The following is a 15,111-nucleotide window of genomic DNA, read 5'->3' on the forward strand; positions in this document are numbered from 1 at the left end:
GGTCGATCCCCACGGGCAGTTACGTTCTACCCTGGCTACTGATATAATAAGACCAAAATAAATAAGGTCAACCAGAAATTTTTAGCATTCTGGCTAACCTTATAATACGAACGGGGCAGGTTAGGACAATAAATAGAAAGCAACTGAGTGTAAATATATCTTTACATTCAGTTGTTATTTTTTTATAATCAATGTAAAGATATCTTTACTCCTTACTTTGGAGGGTTATTAATGAAAGTGATAAATCATATCCGGGATATAAGAATAAAAAAGGGTATAACACAGGTGAAAATGGCTGAAGATTTACAAATTACACGTCAAACGGTGAATGCGATTGAGAAGAATAAATATAATCCCAGTCTAGAGTTGGCTTTAAAATTAATAGAATATTTTGATGTACCAATTGAGGAATTGTTTTATTTAGAAAGATCAAAGGGTGATGATGGTGAATAATAAAATCATATTTATACTTATTTCTGCATTTATAATTGGATGTGTAGGGATAGGTGGTTATTTAGGAATTTATATTATTGGGAAAGAAACTGGTGAATACAACTATGATTTGACTATTCCAATGGCAGTAGGTTCAATCTTAGGTATAATCATCTTTTTATTTTTTTCTATGTGGAATAAAAAGAGAAATGGAAATGTTCCGGAGTTTGATGAACGAAGTGTAATACTGATGAAACGTTATTTGTTGATTGTACTTTATGTTGTACTTTTTGGTAGTGGAGCTGCTTTATTAATTTTATACTCAATGGGTGTCTACTTAATTGAAACGGGTATGTTAATCGTTTGCTTGATGGTTTTATACATTATAATTGGTTTTGGAGCTTTTGTAACAAAGCGATTATAAGAAAGAATTTACAATCTTATTAAACTATTGACGATTATAGTAAGTTTGTGAAAGATTGTACTTAAAGTAACGGGTGCAATAGTGAAAAGGCAGCGGAAATATCCGTTGCCTTTTGCCATCCAATTCTAAAAATATTTTCTATAAAATTCTCTTCTAATACTCCCACTTAACTGAGCATAGATCGTAGTGGTCTCACTTTTTTTGTGCCCTAGTTAACTTTGAATAACATCAATGGGAGCTCCATTGTTCAATAGGTGTGTGGCATAGCTGTGGCGTAGTTGGTGTGGATGAATTTCTTTGTTGATCACTGCCCGAATGGAAATTCGTTTTATGATGTACCTCATCTGTCCAATACTCCAATACTATTCTATGTGGGTGCCGTTCAGTAACAAAAATAGCTGGGTCTTTATCCTGGCGAAGGTCTAAGTATCGTTTCAGCCAGATTTCACAGCGTATATTAAAGTAGACTTCCCTTTCCTTATCTCCCTTACCAAGGACTATCGCGGAACGATTTGACCAATTAATACAATTCTTTTCAAGCAAAACAATTTCTCCTATTCTACAACCAGTCGAAAACATAAATTCGAATAATGCCTTTTCCATAGGAGTGGAACACGCTTCCCTCAAATGTTCAATTTCTCTCTCCGTTAAGAATTTAGGAATTCGTTTTCCTTGTTTAGGTTCTTTGATTTTCGCTGCTGTGTTTTTGAGAATATGTCCTTCCTCGTGTGACCAACGGAATATAGATTTAATGAATCGAATCCGATGAGCTAAACTTGATGGCTTTAGGTGTTCACTGGATTTTGCTAAATATTCCTTTAACCGATCAGTCGTCACAGATTCAATATTTACAAACTATCTGAGCAGTTTAGTTCAAGAAGAAAAACTGATAAAATAACAACAAAGCAAATCTAAAAAGGTGTTGTTATATTTGGAACAATTGAGAATGTATAAAATTTCTTTGTATCCAATATTCGCTTTAATGTTTATTGGTGGAATAATGTTTTTTTCATTTTGTTTTATGGGATTACTAGACATTCTCTCAAATATATTCTACTCAATTGTTGGGATGTTTTTTTCATTGTTATTTTTAGGGTATTCGATTTATCTCTTAAGAAAAAGAAGACAGGGTAAGGGATTTTTTTGGGATAATGAAGGAATTGTAATAGACTTACGAGGAAATATAGTCTATTGGGAAGAGATTGAAAGTATTCAATATTCCAATGTAAGAGGTATGAAGTCAACCGTGATTTATCCGCACTATACATATCACGAAAAGATTAGAATCCGTCGAAAGAAATGGATACCAACTCCTGCCCATTCCATCGATTGGTTTTATATTGAAAAGCCAAAGGAATTTCACAGAGATTTAATGAAGACCTGGGAAGAAAAAAGGCATTAAGCATACATTTATTTCAAATTTCTTTTTAAGCTAATGGGTGCAAGAGTTAAAGATGAGGATCGCTGCGGCGGTCTTTTTTTCTTGTTCAACTATCGGTCAGGTTAGTTGAAGAAAGAAAGGGATTAATAATCTCCCTTTTAAGTCATATTTGAAGGAAAACGTGTCTCAAAATGTAAATTTAGTGCGATCTAGTTTTTCGTAAAAATATTCGAAACCAAAGTAATTGAAGGATTCCTGCAACCAATACACCGATTAGTGTGTCTCTCGACCTATCCATTGCATAAATCTTTGATTGGTGTTCAAAAACAAAAACAAATAGGATTGTAAGTGAGACTTGATGAAGAACTTTTTTGTCCAATTTTAAAAACATGGAGATGTAACAACCTAAAAGAATTAAAATTCCTAGGCTCCAACCCTCAATGGGTAAATGTCTTGCTATAAAAACTGTAACAATTAATCCGATAATCGTGCCCATCATACGTTTTATAGAAAGACTAATCGTTTTATCCATTGTAGATTGAATAGTTAGGATGACAGAAAGTGGAGATAAATAAGGATGGTGGGAGCCTAAAAGTTTTGATAATTCCCAGGATAGAATAGAGCCTATAGATAATTTCCACGCTAGTATAGATAAATTTTTATTTAAAAATTGGTTTTTCTGTAATTCCATAGGAAACCTCAATCATTATTATTTTTTCGTGCAGGAAATAATCACTTCTAGCTGGTAGGAACACAATGCGGAATTATTGGTTCGTATTTCGCTTTGCTTCCATAATAAAGTTTATCCTAGCTTTTATATTAATATGAATGACCGTTCTAATACGACGGTTTTTTATTATGAAAAATATTAAAAATTGAAGCTCAATGAAAGGTTTATTTATCTAATAGATATAAGGCATAAATAAAGAGGAGGAACAACCATTATCCGTTTAATAAAAAGGGCTCAAAAGGGCGATGACCAAGCGTTTCTTAAGCTGTTTCAGCAATATCAGGATGATATATACCGAATGGCTTTCACTTATGTGAAAAATTAAAATGATGTATTGGATGTAGTTCAGGAGACAGCATACCGTTCGTTTAAAAACATTAATACATTGAAAAACCCTGAGTTTTTCAAGACTTGGTTAATCAAAATTGCCATCAACTGTGCAATTGAACTTGTTCGGAAAAATAAGAAAGTGATTGAGTTAAAACCGCATTACAAAGAGTTTATCGGTTTTGAGGATGAGGATATATCGAACAATTTAATATTATTAAAAGTTATCTTTAGATTGAATTATCTAATTAAGCAGTTTAATTTTATAAATGAGGATACGATTGTTTATAAATTATACAATGAACAACAAAATGAAATTAACACTGTTTATCTACTGCCCATTGAATTATTATTAAAATAAGTTGCCGAGGCGGGGTGAAGTGAATGAAGGATATTACCTTCCTTTTATCAAAATGGGAGCAAATAATACAAAAATTAGAGAACAATAACGGCATTGTTCATCCAATTGAAATTGGAAAAAAAGCAACGATACAGGAGATTGAAGCTAAAGAAAAAGAGTTAGGGTATCAATTACCTCCATCGTATAAATACATTTTAATTAACTTAGGAACATCACTTTCGTTTTATTACTCATTTTCTGAAGATACCATAATTCCAAGTGAATTTAATGAAATATTTTCTGGAGAGGTAAATTGGAATATTGACTTCCTTCAAAATTTAAATATGTTAGCTGACGAACTTATAGAAGACGGAGAAGATTACGGAGCGACACTTAGAGGGAAATTAGAGTTTTCTCATGTCGGAAACGGAGATATATATGCGTTTGATATGTCTATTGAGAGTGATGAGAAACCAGTTGTTTATTGGGACCATGAAGAAGACACTGTTACTTATATTGCGGATTCATTTATCGATTATTTATTTAGGATAACAGAACTTGGGTGTATTGGTAGTGAAAAATGGCAGTTTGAATATTTTCTAAGCGATACGGGGTTAGACACTACAAGTACAGCAGCAGCTAAGTGGAAAAATTGGTTTGAGTCATTTTCAGAAACAACCTTAGATGATGTGAAAAATAACATGGAACAGCTAATAGCTTTTGCTATTTATCGAGAGAAATTAGATGTAGAATCAATCGATTTTCTCAGGAAATTCAATAGAAATGATTTATTTGATTACCTTTTAGAAGAACTAGATAAAAAAGATTCATTTAAAGACCAGAAGGTAATATGTGAGGTTATTGGAAGAGTTTTAGGAAATTACGCAGAGAAATGGGTTAGAAGTCTGTGGGAAGGAAAGCAAGATATTATGGATACTAGATTACGTTCCTATCTAACTTCAATGTGTTTAAGTAAGGATGATGGACTAACTTTAGTATTTAATTTTCTTGAACAAGAATCTAATAAAAAGATAACTGGGTACGAAGCACTTTCACATCTAGGTGAGTTTCATTCAAGGGATGTTATTTCGTGGATGGAGAATCATGTTAAATTTCCTGTGACAGAAGACTGGGACAAACTTTTCGTAATGTCAAACTTTTCATGGGACGACATAAAAAGGTGGACATCTTTAGAAGAAAGGCATGAAGTGACTGTGATTCACGCATTAGAAAAGTATGTCTATGAGAAGGTCGTAAATAATAAATTTCCTTATGATATCTCAGGTCTTCCATCAAAATCGGATTTTATTGATTTTCTTGTTAAATTACGTTCTAAGCAAGTGTTAAAAAAGCGGATACTGACCTTAGAGAATGTTATACAAAACATAAATATATTTTATTAACTGTAGAGGTTGGCGGACTTACGAAATTGCAGCTTATTCAAAAATTGCAACAATACTCCATTTTGATGAATGGGTATGGGGAAAGACTGTTTGCCGATGATAAATTTACGACTTCTTGATGCGATTGCAGTGTTCAAAGAGGATAATAATCAAGGAGAACAAATATTTATAGATTTATTTTAAAATTTAGATTTAGAAAAGGAGAAATATTATGGAACAAACCATTATTCCTAAATCAATTGAAGAGTATATTTTACAATTTCCTCAAGAGATTCAAGAAATACTAAAAACATTAAGAAAGGTTATAAAAGAATCAGCACCAGATGCTGAGGAAAAAATAAGCTATCGAATGCCTACTTTTGTATTGGATGGAAATCTCGTTCATTTTGCTGCATTCAATAACCACATAGGGTTTTATCCAACTCCAAGTGGTATTAATACTTTTAAACATGAATTATCGGGATATAAGACCTCAAAAGGTGCAGTTCAATTCCCAATTGGAAAACCCATCCCTTATGAATTAATAAGTCAAATAGTAAAATTTAGAGTTGATGAAAACAAAGGAAAGCGGAAGGTCAAATAAAAAAGAAGGAATAATTTGTTAGTTTAACAAGACATGTACTACTGATCTTTCACAATTTACGCTTTTCTTGAATAAGAAGGCGTCTTTAGGTTACGTCCGAAGACATTTAAGAGAGAACTTGTTAAGATGAAGAAAACATTGTGAATATTTATACTTAAACAAAAGGGGAAAATGATGATAGGAGGAGCCGTGTGCGTTAATAGCGCAAGAACGGTTTCGTGAGGGGAGAGGAGTACAATTTACAGTAATGTGGCCTCTCATTTTCTTATTAAGCTAAAGAGCAGAATATTTCAGAAGAAAAACTAGAAATATTGTATTATCCTTAATAGAAGTAGAAAACTAAAGGAGAGAAAAATGACAACAAAATTTGTTCACCATATTTGTATACAAACGAATAATTACGAAGAATCCTTAAAATTTTATAGGGATATTCTTGGTTTTGAATTAATCGAAGAATTTCCTAATTTCCATAATCGTTACTATAACTCTTGGTTAAAATTAGGTGCATTCTATATGGAGCTTCAAACTGGTAAATTAGATGAGAATCTTAATTATGTAAATCCAAAAACACAGGGGATCAATCATTTTTGTATATGGGTAGATGACTTAGTTAAAGAAGTCCAAACTATTAAACAATTGGGTTATGATTTTATACTGAAAAATGGAGAAGAAATTTATCAAGTGGAAAATGGCTATTTGTGTAAATTAATTGCACCTGAAGGTACAATAGTTGAACTAAGGGATAACAGAGGAATATAACCGATATACAAATAGTTCCTATTTAGTTCATAATCGAAAAATAAACTTTCACTGTTATCAAATAGTCTGTGAAGAAATGCACTTAAAGGGAGCTTTGCTTTATCAAGGGGCAATGCTCTTTTCTTATTGAAGTAATGGGCAGCTTAACTTATAGAAGAAAATCAGGTCTGTCTCTTTGAATTAATAATATAAAAATTTCATAATGGAAACTTAGTATTTTTTTCCATTGTTTTATATGGATTATTAAGATGCTCTATTTAATTAATTGAACATAGAATTAGACACAGAAAAAAGCAGTTCAAATTTGAACTGCTTTTTCACACTGTAGAAAAATTCTAATTTTGATATTTTCTTAATGCGTTGTGAGGTATCGGCTGCCTATTTGTCAGCCGTCAAGTTCTTCTTATCAAATTGGATTCCATACAGAATTCTCTTGGCTCTTAATTATTATTCATACAATCCATACCAGTTTCTTTTTTCATTTTAGCTACACAGTCTTTATGAACTTCTTTCAACTGTTTTTCACTTAAGTTAGGATTCTTTTCTTGCATCATAGGGAGCATATTTTTAAAATCTCCCACATTGCACTGAAGCTTGTTTGTTGCGGCCATGACTCCAGTTCCCAAACCAAGAAGTAAGAGCAAAGTAAAAGTACTAGTGACTAATTTCTTCTTCATTTACATTACCTCCGCATGAAATTTTTACCTACAATTTTATTTTACAATGGTTTTTATATACTCTACGGGGTAAATGTTACAAGATATTTAACTTTTAATCTTCCATGATATTATTTTCTTTTTTTCCCTACAGCACCAAGGAAAAGGACAAATTCATCATCTCCATCTAACCTTAATACATCATCAATCAGCTTTTGATCATAGATACCAATCGCACAAGCTCCAGCATCAATGGATTCACTTGCTAAGTAAAGATTTTGTGATACATGTCCAATATCAATAAGAATTTTTTTATGGGCAGAAATGTCATACTTCCATTCCGAACGATAGGGAATAGTACTCCATGCAAATACCACTGCTGCCTTCTTTGCAAAATTGGGCACAAAAGGCTGATCTAGAGTAATAGCATCAATTTTGTAATCTATTTCATCCAATTCAAACATAAATAAGAGTTTGTGCTCTACCGGAAGATATCTATAGATTCCTTGTTGAATTCCTTCTACCCGCATAATGAATAAATAGGTTTCAAACGTATGTGTGGCACCACTGCACGGTACAGTCCGAAGGGTATAACCAGCCTTATTGGTGCCAGAAATCCCTTGAGTAGCCCATAATAAATAGGATAACTCATCAAGACTTAGGCTGTCCTCAGAATAAAATCGTGTACTCCTTCTTTCCTTCATACAATGATAAATATTTTCCGTTTTTAGGACCGTCTCGTTCACTTCAGGTAGTTCAATAATACTGGGAGAGGAGGGATAAGGCTTAACTGTCGGTGGTTTTGGCAGACCCTTTATTTTATCTGTTTTAATTTGTTTAAATTCAAGAAAGTTAGACTTTAAAAAACTTCTTTGCTGTTCATATCGTCCCATGTTAGAACCTCCCATGATGTCATTGCGTCAATAATATACCCGTTTAGGTATAAACTTCTGTGAAATGTATCATAGTTACGTAATTGTTCACAAACTCCATACAAACTAAATTGTAATGTTTACTTTACATTAAAGGACTTGAATTAATGTTTTTCCTGGGCTAATATATAAGTAAATAGTTATATATTTATGCGAAATGGAGGAAATGTATTGTTGCATTCAATAGTTGAATTAGAAAAAGCCGCAAATGTCCTAAAATTATTAGGTGATAAAACAAGATTAACAATGATGGCTATTTTAAAACAGCGAGAGTGCTGTGTTTGCGAATTCCAAGAAGTATTTGATACAAGTCAGCCATCCATCAGCCAACATTTACGAAAATTGAAAGATGCTGGGCTGGTGAAGGAAGAGAGAAGAGGACAGTGGATTTATTATTCCCTGAACCAACAAAACGAGCTATATGGACTTCTTCTAGATATTTTGGAAAACGTTTCAGACCAAAGAGATAAAATCAAACTAATTGAAAAAAGCAATCCAACACTCCGATGTGGCTGCTAGCTTAAATGTAAATAGGAAGTGAAAAAATGAGTAATTCAGAAAAGAAACGTCTCTCGTTCTTAGATCGATACTTAACCCTTTGGATTTTTCTAGCAATGGCAATAGGTATTGGGCTGGGGTTTGTTTCTCCGAGATTTGTAGATGGAATGAACAGCTTGCAGGTAGGATCTACATCCATCCCGCTTGCAATCGGCTTAATTTTAATGATGTTTCCTCCTTTAGCGAAAGTACGATATGAGGAAATGGGGCGAGTTTTTAAAGATGTAAAAGTCCTAGTTTTATCCCTTATACAGAACTGGATTATAGGGCCTGTACTAATGTTTTTATTAGCTATAATCTTTCTGCCTGATAAACCAGAATATATGGTTGGTTTGATTATGATTGGTTTGGCGCGTTGTATTGCGATGGTCATTGTTTGGAATGATCTGGCTAAAGGAGATACGGAATACGCTGCTGGCTTAGTGGCATTCAACTCCATCTTCCAAATGCTGTTTTTCTCTGTATATGCCTATATGTTTGTGACAATCATTCCACAATGGTTAGGAATTCAGGGGGCAGTTGTAAACATTACGATGATGGAAGTAGCCAAATCCGTCTTTATCTATCTGGGAATTCCTTTTATTGCTGGAATGATTACACGCTTCACATTGGTAAAGGCTAAGGGAAGACAGTGGTATGAAAAGGTGTTTATCCCTAAAATTAGCCCGATAACATTGATTGCATTACTGTTTACCATCATTATCATGTTCTCGTTAAAAGGTGACGTCATTGTTAGCTTGCCATTGGATGTAGTTCGTGTTGCGATCCCATTATTCATTTACTTTGTCATCATGTTCTTTGTTTCCTTCTTCCTTGGAAGAAAGATTGGGGCGGGTTATCCCGTTACCACCACTCTTGCCTTTACAGCCGGTAGCAACAACTTTGAGTTAGCGATTGCTGTAGCCGTTGGAGTATTCGGGATCCATTCAGGTGCAGCATTTGCTGCTGTTATTGGCCCTCTTGTAGAGGTCCCTGTTATGATAGCCCTGGTTAATGTGGCCTTATGGTTTAGGCGAAAATATTTTACTGAATCAACATCCTAAAATAAAAAGGTGGAACTCAACATGGAAAACAAAAAGAAAATATACTTTTTATGCACGGGTAATTCCTGCAGAAGTCAAATGGCTGAAGGATGGGCAAAAAAATACTTAAGTGATAACTGGGAGGTAAGAAGCGCTGGCATTGAAACACATGGCTTAAACCCAAATGCGGTAAAAGCGATGAAAGAAGCTGGAATGGATATTTCCAATCAAACCTCTGATCTAATTGACCCTGAATATTTAAACAGCTCGGATTTAGTAGTAACCTTATGCGGAGATGCGGCTGACAAATGTCCCGTTACACCACCGAGTATTAAGAGGGAGCATTGGGGATTTGATGATCCGGCAAAAGCTCAAGGAACTGAGGAAGAAAAATGGGCATTCTTTCAGCGAGTTCGTGATGAAATTGGAGAGCGAATTAAGCAATTTGCTGAAACTGGAGAGTAACAAAGAAGGGAATAGCCAAGGGTGTAAATCTTCTTGGCATTCACTTTACATTTTATATAAGTAAATACTTATATTTTTGGAGGCTGTGTTATGAGTAAAGTAGAAATCTTTGATCCTGCTTTGTGTTGTCCAACTGGTGTGTGCGGACCAAGTGTTGACCCTGAATTAGCAAGGATTGCAACTGCTATCTTTTTATTAGCGAAAAAAGGGTTTGATATTAAACGATATAACCTTGGAACTGAACCTGCCAAATTTGTTGAGAATCATGATGTAAACAAAATCCTTCATGAAAAAGGTCCAGATTCCCTACCGATCATCTTAGTGGAAGGAAAGATTGTCAAAATTAGTTCTTACCCGACCAATTTAGAACTGGCTGAATGGTTCGGTGTTAACGCTGAAGAACTCATTGTAAAATCTAAGTCAGGTTTAACCATTGAACTTAATCCACTGAAATAAGAAAGAAGTGTGATAACATGTTTCAATCGTTCGATACGAAATATGTAAGTAAAACAAAGTTTTTATTCTTTACAGGAAAGGGAGGGGTCGGTAAAACCTCCACTGCTTGCGCAACAGCTGTATCTTTTGCAGATGAAGGCAAAAAAGTATTACTTGTTAGCACGGATCCTGCGTCCAACTTACAGGATGTATTAGAAATTGGGCTAACGAATACTCCAATAGCAATTCCCAATGTTCCAAACCTATTTGCTTGTAACCTTGATCCAGAAGAAGCAGCGAGAAGTTATCGAGACAGGATAATTGGGCCATACCGTGGAAAGCTTCCAGATTCAGTGGTTGCGACAATGGAGGAACAAATGTCTGGAGCATGTACGGTTGAAATCGCTGCTTTTGATGAATTTACAAATTTGCTCTCAGATTCATCAGTTGTTGATGCCTATGAACATATCATTTTTGATACAGCTCCTACTGGCCATACACTTCGCTTGCTTCAGTTACCGACTGCTTGGAGTGGATTTTTAGAAGAAAGCACTCATGGTGCTTCTTGTCTTGGACCTCTTTCTGGATTATCTGAAAAGAAGCAGATTTATTCTGCTACAATGGAGGCTCTTTCTGATTCAACTAAGACTACATTAATTCTAGTAGCAAGGCCGGATGAAGCTTCTTTATTAGAAGCCGATCGTGCATCAATAGAATTGAAGGAAATCGGTATTAAGAACCAAACTTTGATTATTAATGGATTCATGCAATCCTTTCTGCCTAAAGATAAAATTTCATCTTCGTTATATCAACGGCAACGGAATGCAATAAAGAAGATACCTAGTGACTTAAAACAAGTTGTTACCTATTCATTGCCGTTTGTTTCATATTCCTTGACAGGTGTCAAAAATTTGAGGCATTTATCTAAACTCTATACATTGACTGCCAGCCTACCAGATCTTGAAAATGAGACCATCAATTTGGCAGGCTTAAGCAAAGTGATTGAGGACTTTTCAGCTAACAACGCCAGAGTCATTTTTACGATGGGTAAGGGAGGAGTCGGTAAAACAATGATCGCTTCTGCCATAGCAGTCGGGTTGTTTGAAAAGGGTCATAAAGTTCACTTAACGACAACAGACCCAGCAGCTCATTTAGAGTTTATTTTTAGAGACAGTGAATGGAATGACAAATTAACTATCAGCCGAATTAATCCTAAGGAAGAAGTAGAGGCTTACAAGGCAGAAGTACTTTCCAGAGTAAGTAACGAACTCGATGAAGAAGCAATCGAGTATATTCAAGAAGATCTAAACTCACCTTGTACAGAAGAAATAGCCGTATTTCGTGCATTTGCAGAAGTTGTTGCAGGATCAAAAGATGAATTTGTTGTAATTGATACTGCACCAACAGGACACACTTTACTCCTTTTAGATGCGGCACATTCATACCATAAAGAATTAGCACGTTCAACTGGAGAGATTCCAGAAAGTGTCAAAATGTTACTTCCACGATTAAGAAATCCAAAAGAAACCGGCGTGGTTATAGTAACGCTTGCAGAAGCCACTCCGGTTTTGGAAGCTAGTCGATTACAAGAAGATTTAAAAAGGGCAGACATTGTTCCAAAATGGTGGGTCATTAACCAAAGTCTAAACGTTACTGTTACAATAGATCCTGTATTAAAGGGGAGAGCACTGTCTGAGAACAAATGGATTAAAAAGGTTCAGAAAGAATTGGCAGAAAAATGTGCCATAGTACCTCTATTGAGTGAAGAGAATAAAGGGGATGAAACGTTAAAATACTTAGCAACCATGCATGAAGGTTCTTAAGTTACTATTTGAGGAGTTGAACAAATGAATATTACAGATCAGGCACGTGATGTATTGAAACAGATCCTTCAACAACACGAAGCCAAAAATATTCGAGTGTATTTTGCAGGTTTTAGCTGAGGAAAGCCACAAGTGGGACTGGCTCTGGATGAGCCAGATGAAAATGATCAAGTAGTCACCATAAATGAAATATTGGTGGCCATCGATTTTAACATCGAACCATACACAGAAAATGTGATTTTAGACTTTAGCCAAGAGAAAAATGGACTCGTTTTATTAGGAAATGAAAGTGACTGTTGTTAAAATGAAGCCGTTATAGAAACAAGGGTCTGACACCGTCAGACCCTTGTTTCTTATTTACAGCAGCTATTTTTTTGATTTGCTTGTGGTTGATCCTTTACTTCCTCAATTTTAACATTGCAGCATGTGCTTCCTTTTTTTCCAAATAGGCTTTTAAGAATACTCATAAATCGTTCTCTCCCTTTTAAATAATGTAAAATAGAAATCCAGATAGTGTAGACATCGTAAATACTGAAGCTATGAAAGCATAAACAAGCTTCTTTTTAAAGATGCTGTTCAACAGCGTTAATTCTGGCAAACTTGCGCCAGCTGAGCTAATCAATAGTGCCATAACTGGACCAAGTGCCATCCCTTTAGCAATCATGATCTGAGAAATAGGAATCATGGTAGAAAGTCTAATGTATAGAGGTATGCCAATAATTGCTGCGATAGGTACCAGCCACCACTTATCACCTCCCAAAAATGTTGAAATCCAACTTGTCGGAACAGCTCCATGAATGAAAGCACCAATGAATGCACCAAATAATAAATAAGGATAAACAGTCTTCATTAGTTGTACAGTTTCCATTAAAGTTGCTTTGAGGTCAAATTTTATATTCTGTTCATGAAAACCTGTAACGACAACATTTTTTATTTGTGCTTCAAAACCAAATTTTTCTAAGGAAAAACCAATGATGACAGAAAGAATAGAAGTAATAACTGTATAAGCAGCTGCCACTTTAACCCCTAGTACAGCTGCCATTAGTGTAATGATGGTTGGATCCAGAACAGGGGAGGCAAATAAGAAAATCAATACGATTCCAAAACGCATTTTTTTGTTTAGAAGATTCACTACAACTGGAATAGTAGAACAGGAACAAAAAGGAGTTATAAAAGCAAATCCCAGTGCGAAAAGAGCACTTACCAATGGATGACTTTTTTCCATTATTCGTTCCATCTTTTTGTATGGAATGACACCTTGTAAGAGACTAATTAGAAGGGAAATTCCAATGAACAATATGGTTAGCTCCAGTGCGATTGATAAAAAACTATGAAATATTTCAGGCCACATTAAAATAATCATCTCCTCATTATTTGTAATTTGCAAGTATTAATTTAAATTAAAAGAGCAAGTAATTCTTGCTCAAAACAACGGTTTACAACAAACAGTAGACTTGGACATAGCCTCATTTAGAAGCTTAACTGATTTTATCACCATATCCCGCTCAAACTCACTCATATTTGAAAATACTTCGTTAAGATACTGGTTCATTTCTGCATCGATCTTTGCTGCAACATATTTTCCTTGTGCAGTTAAGGATAATTGATAGATTCGACGGTCCTCAGGGAGTGGTGTTTTTAGAACTAACTCCATTTTCACTAAAGTTTGTATCTGCCTGCTAAACGTGGTAATATCCATCCCAAGTGTATCTGCGACCTGTTGCATCGAAGGTTTGTCACCTCGAAGCAGTTCATAAAGGATATGACTTTGGACAACAGATATTTCCGTTCCACCGACCTGACAGCAGTTTCTATTTAATAGGCCAAATCTTCTTGTCATGACTTGGAACAATTCACGAAGAGTTTCCATATAGTTTCACCACCTCTGATTTATTTATATATAATTTATTTGCAATTTGCAACCTTTTTCTTCCTAAATTAATGAACTTTTTTTTATACTATATATAAATCAAATATTTAAGTGGGGGATTAATATGAAACTAACATTTCGAACGAGGATAGCTTCTATGGCAGACTTGGAATCTTTATTAAACATTTATAATCAAGGAATCGAAGACAGGATTGCAACATTAGAGGAAGATCCGAAAGATATTGAATATATGACTAAATGGTTCAACAATCATAATGGACGTTATGCGGTAACAGTAATTGAAAATGATAATGAAGTGGTTGGATGGGCTTCTTTAAATCCGTATTCTAATCGATGCGCATATGATGGAGTAGCAGATTTATCTATCTATATTAAACGGGATTTTAGAGGGAAGGGAGCCGGCTCCTTACTACTCAAAAAAGTGGAACAACTTGCTTTAAAAAATAACTTTTATAAAATCGTTTTATTTACATTCCCATTTAATAAACTTGGTCAGGGCCTTTATAGAAAGAGCGGTTATCGAGAGGTGGGAGTTTTAAAAAAACAAGGTAAATTAGATGGTCAATTTGTTGATGTAATGATAATGGAAAAGGTTTTTGATTAATTCCATATGTTCATAAAGAAAAAGCTAGGATGATAATGATATGCCCCGTAAATGTTAGACACCAATCTGACATTTACGGGGGTTTTTTTATGGCCAAATTTACTGGAGAAGAGAGAATAAAGATTGTTTTACGGTATGTAAATGGGAACGAATCAATAAATGATATTGCTCAGGAAGCAAAGGTAGCCTCCTGTATTTTAAGCGGATGGATTCGACTTTACGAACAACAAGGGATTGAAGCTTTCCAAAAAAACTATACAAACTATTCCCTTGAGTATAAAATTGGTGTACTAAATTATATGAACGAAACGGGTACATCATCTTACGATGCAGCGGCGATATTCAA

General features: G+C 34.7%; 21 protein-coding genes and 2 pseudogenes. 17 read left to right on the forward strand and 6 right to left on the reverse strand.

The features are described 5' to 3' along the window. The first annotated feature begins 231 nt into the window (after positions 1–231). Together ACI3K6_RS22985 and ACI3K6_RS22990 are read left to right on the forward strand one after the other, a co-directional pair. Positions 232–453 (forward strand): helix-turn-helix transcriptional regulator, encoded by a 222-nt coding sequence (locus ACI3K6_RS22985; RefSeq protein WP_335482018.1) that lies wholly within the window; start codon positions 232–234, stop codon positions 451–453. Continuing rightward, entirely contained in the window at positions 446–856 is a 411-nt protein-coding gene (locus ACI3K6_RS22990; RefSeq protein WP_435556645.1) for a hypothetical protein, read from the forward strand. The genes ACI3K6_RS22985 and ACI3K6_RS22990 overlap by 8 nt, the downstream gene beginning before the upstream one ends. A 125-nt stretch (positions 857–981) precedes the next feature. Here ACI3K6_RS22990 and ACI3K6_RS22995 read toward each other — a convergent pair. After that, positions 982–1,690 (reverse strand): annotated as a pseudogene (locus ACI3K6_RS22995) (tyrosine-type recombinase/integrase); the annotation flags it as partial. A 247-nt stretch (positions 1,691–1,937) separates the two neighbouring features. Between ACI3K6_RS22995 and ACI3K6_RS23000 the strand changes: the two are divergent. Continuing rightward, a complete protein-coding gene (locus ACI3K6_RS23000) occupies positions 1,938–2,258 on the forward strand; it encodes a hypothetical protein (RefSeq protein WP_435556646.1) in 321 nt (106 codons plus the stop codon). A gap of 178 nt (positions 2,259–2,436) precedes the next feature. On the opposite strand, the gene ACI3K6_RS23005 is transcribed toward ACI3K6_RS23000, so the two are convergent. Further along, complete coding sequence (locus ACI3K6_RS23005; RefSeq protein ID WP_435556647.1) at positions 2,437–2,928, reverse strand: FUSC family protein; 492 nt, start codon at positions 2,926–2,928, stop codon at positions 2,437–2,439. A 262-nt stretch (positions 2,929–3,190) separates the two neighbouring features. Here ACI3K6_RS23005 and ACI3K6_RS23515 point away from each other — a divergent pair, with 262 nt between their 5' ends. The 6 genes and pseudogenes from ACI3K6_RS23515 to ACI3K6_RS23030 all read left to right on the forward strand — a co-directional run bounded on the left by ACI3K6_RS23515 (position 3,191) and on the right by ACI3K6_RS23030 (position 6,379). Beyond that, positions 3,191–3,292, forward strand: coding sequence for a hypothetical protein (locus tag ACI3K6_RS23515; protein ID WP_472850927.1), 102 nt, complete (start codon positions 3,191–3,193; stop codon positions 3,290–3,292). 9 nt (positions 3,293–3,301) lie between these two features. Beyond that, positions 3,302–3,655 (forward strand): RNA polymerase sigma factor, encoded by a 354-nt coding sequence (locus ACI3K6_RS23010; RefSeq protein ID WP_435556648.1) that lies wholly within the window; start codon positions 3,302–3,304, stop codon positions 3,653–3,655. Between the two features lie 23 nt (positions 3,656–3,678). Then, a complete protein-coding gene (locus tag ACI3K6_RS23015; protein ID WP_435556649.1) occupies positions 3,679–5,037 on the forward strand; it encodes an SMI1/KNR4 family protein in 1,359 nt (452 codons plus the stop codon). Next, positions 5,028–5,153: pseudogene (locus ACI3K6_RS23020) on the forward strand (helicase); the annotation flags it as partial. The gene ACI3K6_RS23015 and the pseudogene ACI3K6_RS23020, both read left to right, overlap by 10 nt. A gap of 95 nt (positions 5,154–5,248) precedes the next feature. Continuing rightward, positions 5,249–5,620, forward strand: coding sequence for an iron chaperone (locus ACI3K6_RS23025; protein ID WP_435556650.1), 372 nt, complete (start codon positions 5,249–5,251; stop codon positions 5,618–5,620). Positions 5,621–5,974: 354 nt separating this feature from the next. After that, positions 5,975–6,379 carry a VOC family protein gene (locus ACI3K6_RS23030; RefSeq protein WP_435556651.1) on the forward strand — a complete coding sequence of 135 codons (405 nt, stop codon included), beginning with the start codon at positions 5,975–5,977 and terminating at the stop codon, positions 6,377–6,379. 440 nt (positions 6,380–6,819) lie between these two features. Here ACI3K6_RS23030 and ACI3K6_RS23035 read toward each other — a convergent pair whose 3' ends face one another. Continuing rightward, the gene (locus tag ACI3K6_RS23035) at positions 6,820–7,056 is read right to left on the reverse strand and encodes a hypothetical protein (protein ID WP_435556652.1); all 237 of its coding nucleotides are present in this window, start codon (positions 7,054–7,056) and stop codon (positions 6,820–6,822) included. A 110-nt stretch (positions 7,057–7,166) separates the two neighbouring features. Then, positions 7,167–7,928, reverse strand: a complete 762-nt coding sequence (locus tag ACI3K6_RS23040; protein WP_435556653.1) for a SagB/ThcOx family dehydrogenase — start codon at positions 7,926–7,928, stop codon at positions 7,167–7,169. Between the two features lie 189 nt (positions 7,929–8,117). On the opposite strand from ACI3K6_RS23040, the gene ACI3K6_RS23045 reads away from it, so the two are divergent. The 6 genes from ACI3K6_RS23045 (at position 8,118) to ACI3K6_RS23070 (ending at position 12,573) form a co-directional block, all read left to right on the forward strand. Further along, positions 8,118–8,486 (forward strand): ArsR/SmtB family transcription factor, encoded by a 369-nt coding sequence (locus ACI3K6_RS23045; RefSeq protein ID WP_435556654.1) that lies wholly within the window; start codon positions 8,118–8,120, stop codon positions 8,484–8,486. A 26-nt stretch (positions 8,487–8,512) separates the two neighbouring features. Beyond that, positions 8,513–9,568, forward strand: a complete 1,056-nt coding sequence (gene arsB, locus ACI3K6_RS23050) for an ACR3 family arsenite efflux transporter (protein ID WP_435556655.1) — start codon at positions 8,513–8,515, stop codon at positions 9,566–9,568. A gap of 21 nt (positions 9,569–9,589) precedes the next feature. Next, positions 9,590–10,012, forward strand: coding sequence for an arsenate reductase (thioredoxin) (gene arsC, locus ACI3K6_RS23055; RefSeq protein WP_435556656.1), 423 nt, complete (start codon positions 9,590–9,592; stop codon positions 10,010–10,012). A 90-nt stretch (positions 10,013–10,102) separates the two neighbouring features. Beyond that, entirely contained in the window at positions 10,103–10,468 is a 366-nt protein-coding gene (arsD, locus tag ACI3K6_RS23060; RefSeq protein WP_435556657.1) for an arsenite efflux transporter metallochaperone ArsD, read from the forward strand. A gap of 17 nt (positions 10,469–10,485) precedes the next feature. Then, entirely contained in the window at positions 10,486–12,270 is a 1,785-nt protein-coding gene (arsA, locus tag ACI3K6_RS23065) for an arsenical pump-driving ATPase (protein WP_435556658.1), read from the forward strand. A gap of 132 nt (positions 12,271–12,402) precedes the next feature. Next, on the forward strand, positions 12,403–12,573 hold the full coding sequence (locus ACI3K6_RS23070) for a hypothetical protein (protein WP_435556659.1): 171 nt from the start codon (positions 12,403–12,405) through the stop codon (positions 12,571–12,573). Positions 12,574–12,754: 181 nt separating this feature from the next. Here the strand turns inward: ACI3K6_RS23070 and ACI3K6_RS23075 are convergent, their stop codons facing one another. Both ACI3K6_RS23075 and ACI3K6_RS23080 read right to left on the reverse strand, forming a co-directional pair. Further along, positions 12,755–13,621, reverse strand: coding sequence for a permease (locus ACI3K6_RS23075; RefSeq protein WP_435556660.1), 867 nt, complete (start codon positions 13,619–13,621; stop codon positions 12,755–12,757). 72 nt (positions 13,622–13,693) lie between these two features. Further along, on the reverse strand, positions 13,694–14,140 hold the full coding sequence (locus ACI3K6_RS23080) for a MarR family winged helix-turn-helix transcriptional regulator (RefSeq protein ID WP_435556661.1): 447 nt from the start codon (positions 14,138–14,140) through the stop codon (positions 13,694–13,696). Positions 14,141–14,264: 124 nt separating this feature from the next. Here ACI3K6_RS23080 and ACI3K6_RS23085 point away from each other — a divergent pair, with 124 nt between their 5' ends. Together ACI3K6_RS23085 and ACI3K6_RS23090 are read left to right on the forward strand one after the other, a co-directional pair. Further along, positions 14,265–14,765 (forward strand): arsinothricin resistance N-acetyltransferase ArsN1 family A, encoded by a 501-nt coding sequence (locus tag ACI3K6_RS23085; RefSeq protein ID WP_435556662.1) that lies wholly within the window; start codon positions 14,265–14,267, stop codon positions 14,763–14,765. Positions 14,766–14,854: 89 nt separating this feature from the next. Then, on the forward strand, positions 14,855–15,111 hold a 257-nt coding region (locus tag ACI3K6_RS23090), incomplete at its 3' end, for a transposase (RefSeq protein WP_435556663.1).

Origin of the sequence: Neobacillus solisequens (assembly GCF_051233465.1) — a bacterium.
Classification (GTDB): Bacteria; Bacillota; Bacilli; order Bacillales; family Cytobacillaceae; genus Neobacillus.

Coding starts and splice junctions, on each gene's coding strand:
- ACI3K6_RS22985 (WP_335482018.1), top strand. CDS start 232: ATGAAAGTGATAAATCATATCCGGGATATAAGAATAAAAAAGGGTATA.
- ACI3K6_RS23005 (WP_435556647.1), bottom strand. CDS start 2,928: ATGGAATTACAGAAAAACCAATTTTTAAATAAAAATTTATCTATACTA.
- ACI3K6_RS23015 (WP_435556649.1), top strand. CDS start 3,679: ATGAAGGATATTACCTTCCTTTTATCAAAATGGGAGCAAATAATACAA.
- ACI3K6_RS23025 (WP_435556650.1), top strand. CDS start 5,249: ATGGAACAAACCATTATTCCTAAATCAATTGAAGAGTATATTTTACAA.
- ACI3K6_RS23030 (WP_435556651.1), top strand. CDS start 5,975: ATGACAACAAAATTTGTTCACCATATTTGTATACAAACGAATAATTAC.
- ACI3K6_RS23035 (WP_435556652.1), bottom strand. CDS start 7,056: ATGAAGAAGAAATTAGTCACTAGTACTTTTACTTTGCTCTTACTTCTT.
- ACI3K6_RS23040 (WP_435556653.1), bottom strand. CDS start 7,928: ATGGGACGATATGAACAGCAAAGAAGTTTTTTAAAGTCTAACTTTCTT.
- ACI3K6_RS23045 (WP_435556654.1), top strand. CDS start 8,118: ATGCGAAATGGAGGAAATGTATTGTTGCATTCAATAGTTGAATTAGAA.
- arsB (WP_435556655.1), top strand. CDS start 8,513: ATGAGTAATTCAGAAAAGAAACGTCTCTCGTTCTTAGATCGATACTTA.
- arsC (WP_435556656.1), top strand. CDS start 9,590: ATGGAAAACAAAAAGAAAATATACTTTTTATGCACGGGTAATTCCTGC.
- arsD (WP_435556657.1), top strand. CDS start 10,103: ATGAGTAAAGTAGAAATCTTTGATCCTGCTTTGTGTTGTCCAACTGGT.
- arsA (WP_435556658.1), top strand. CDS start 10,486: ATGTTTCAATCGTTCGATACGAAATATGTAAGTAAAACAAAGTTTTTA.
- ACI3K6_RS23075 (WP_435556660.1), bottom strand. CDS start 13,621: ATGTGGCCTGAAATATTTCATAGTTTTTTATCAATCGCACTGGAGCTA.
- ACI3K6_RS23080 (WP_435556661.1), bottom strand. CDS start 14,140: ATGGAAACTCTTCGTGAATTGTTCCAAGTCATGACAAGAAGATTTGGC.
- ACI3K6_RS23085 (WP_435556662.1), top strand. CDS start 14,265: ATGAAACTAACATTTCGAACGAGGATAGCTTCTATGGCAGACTTGGAA.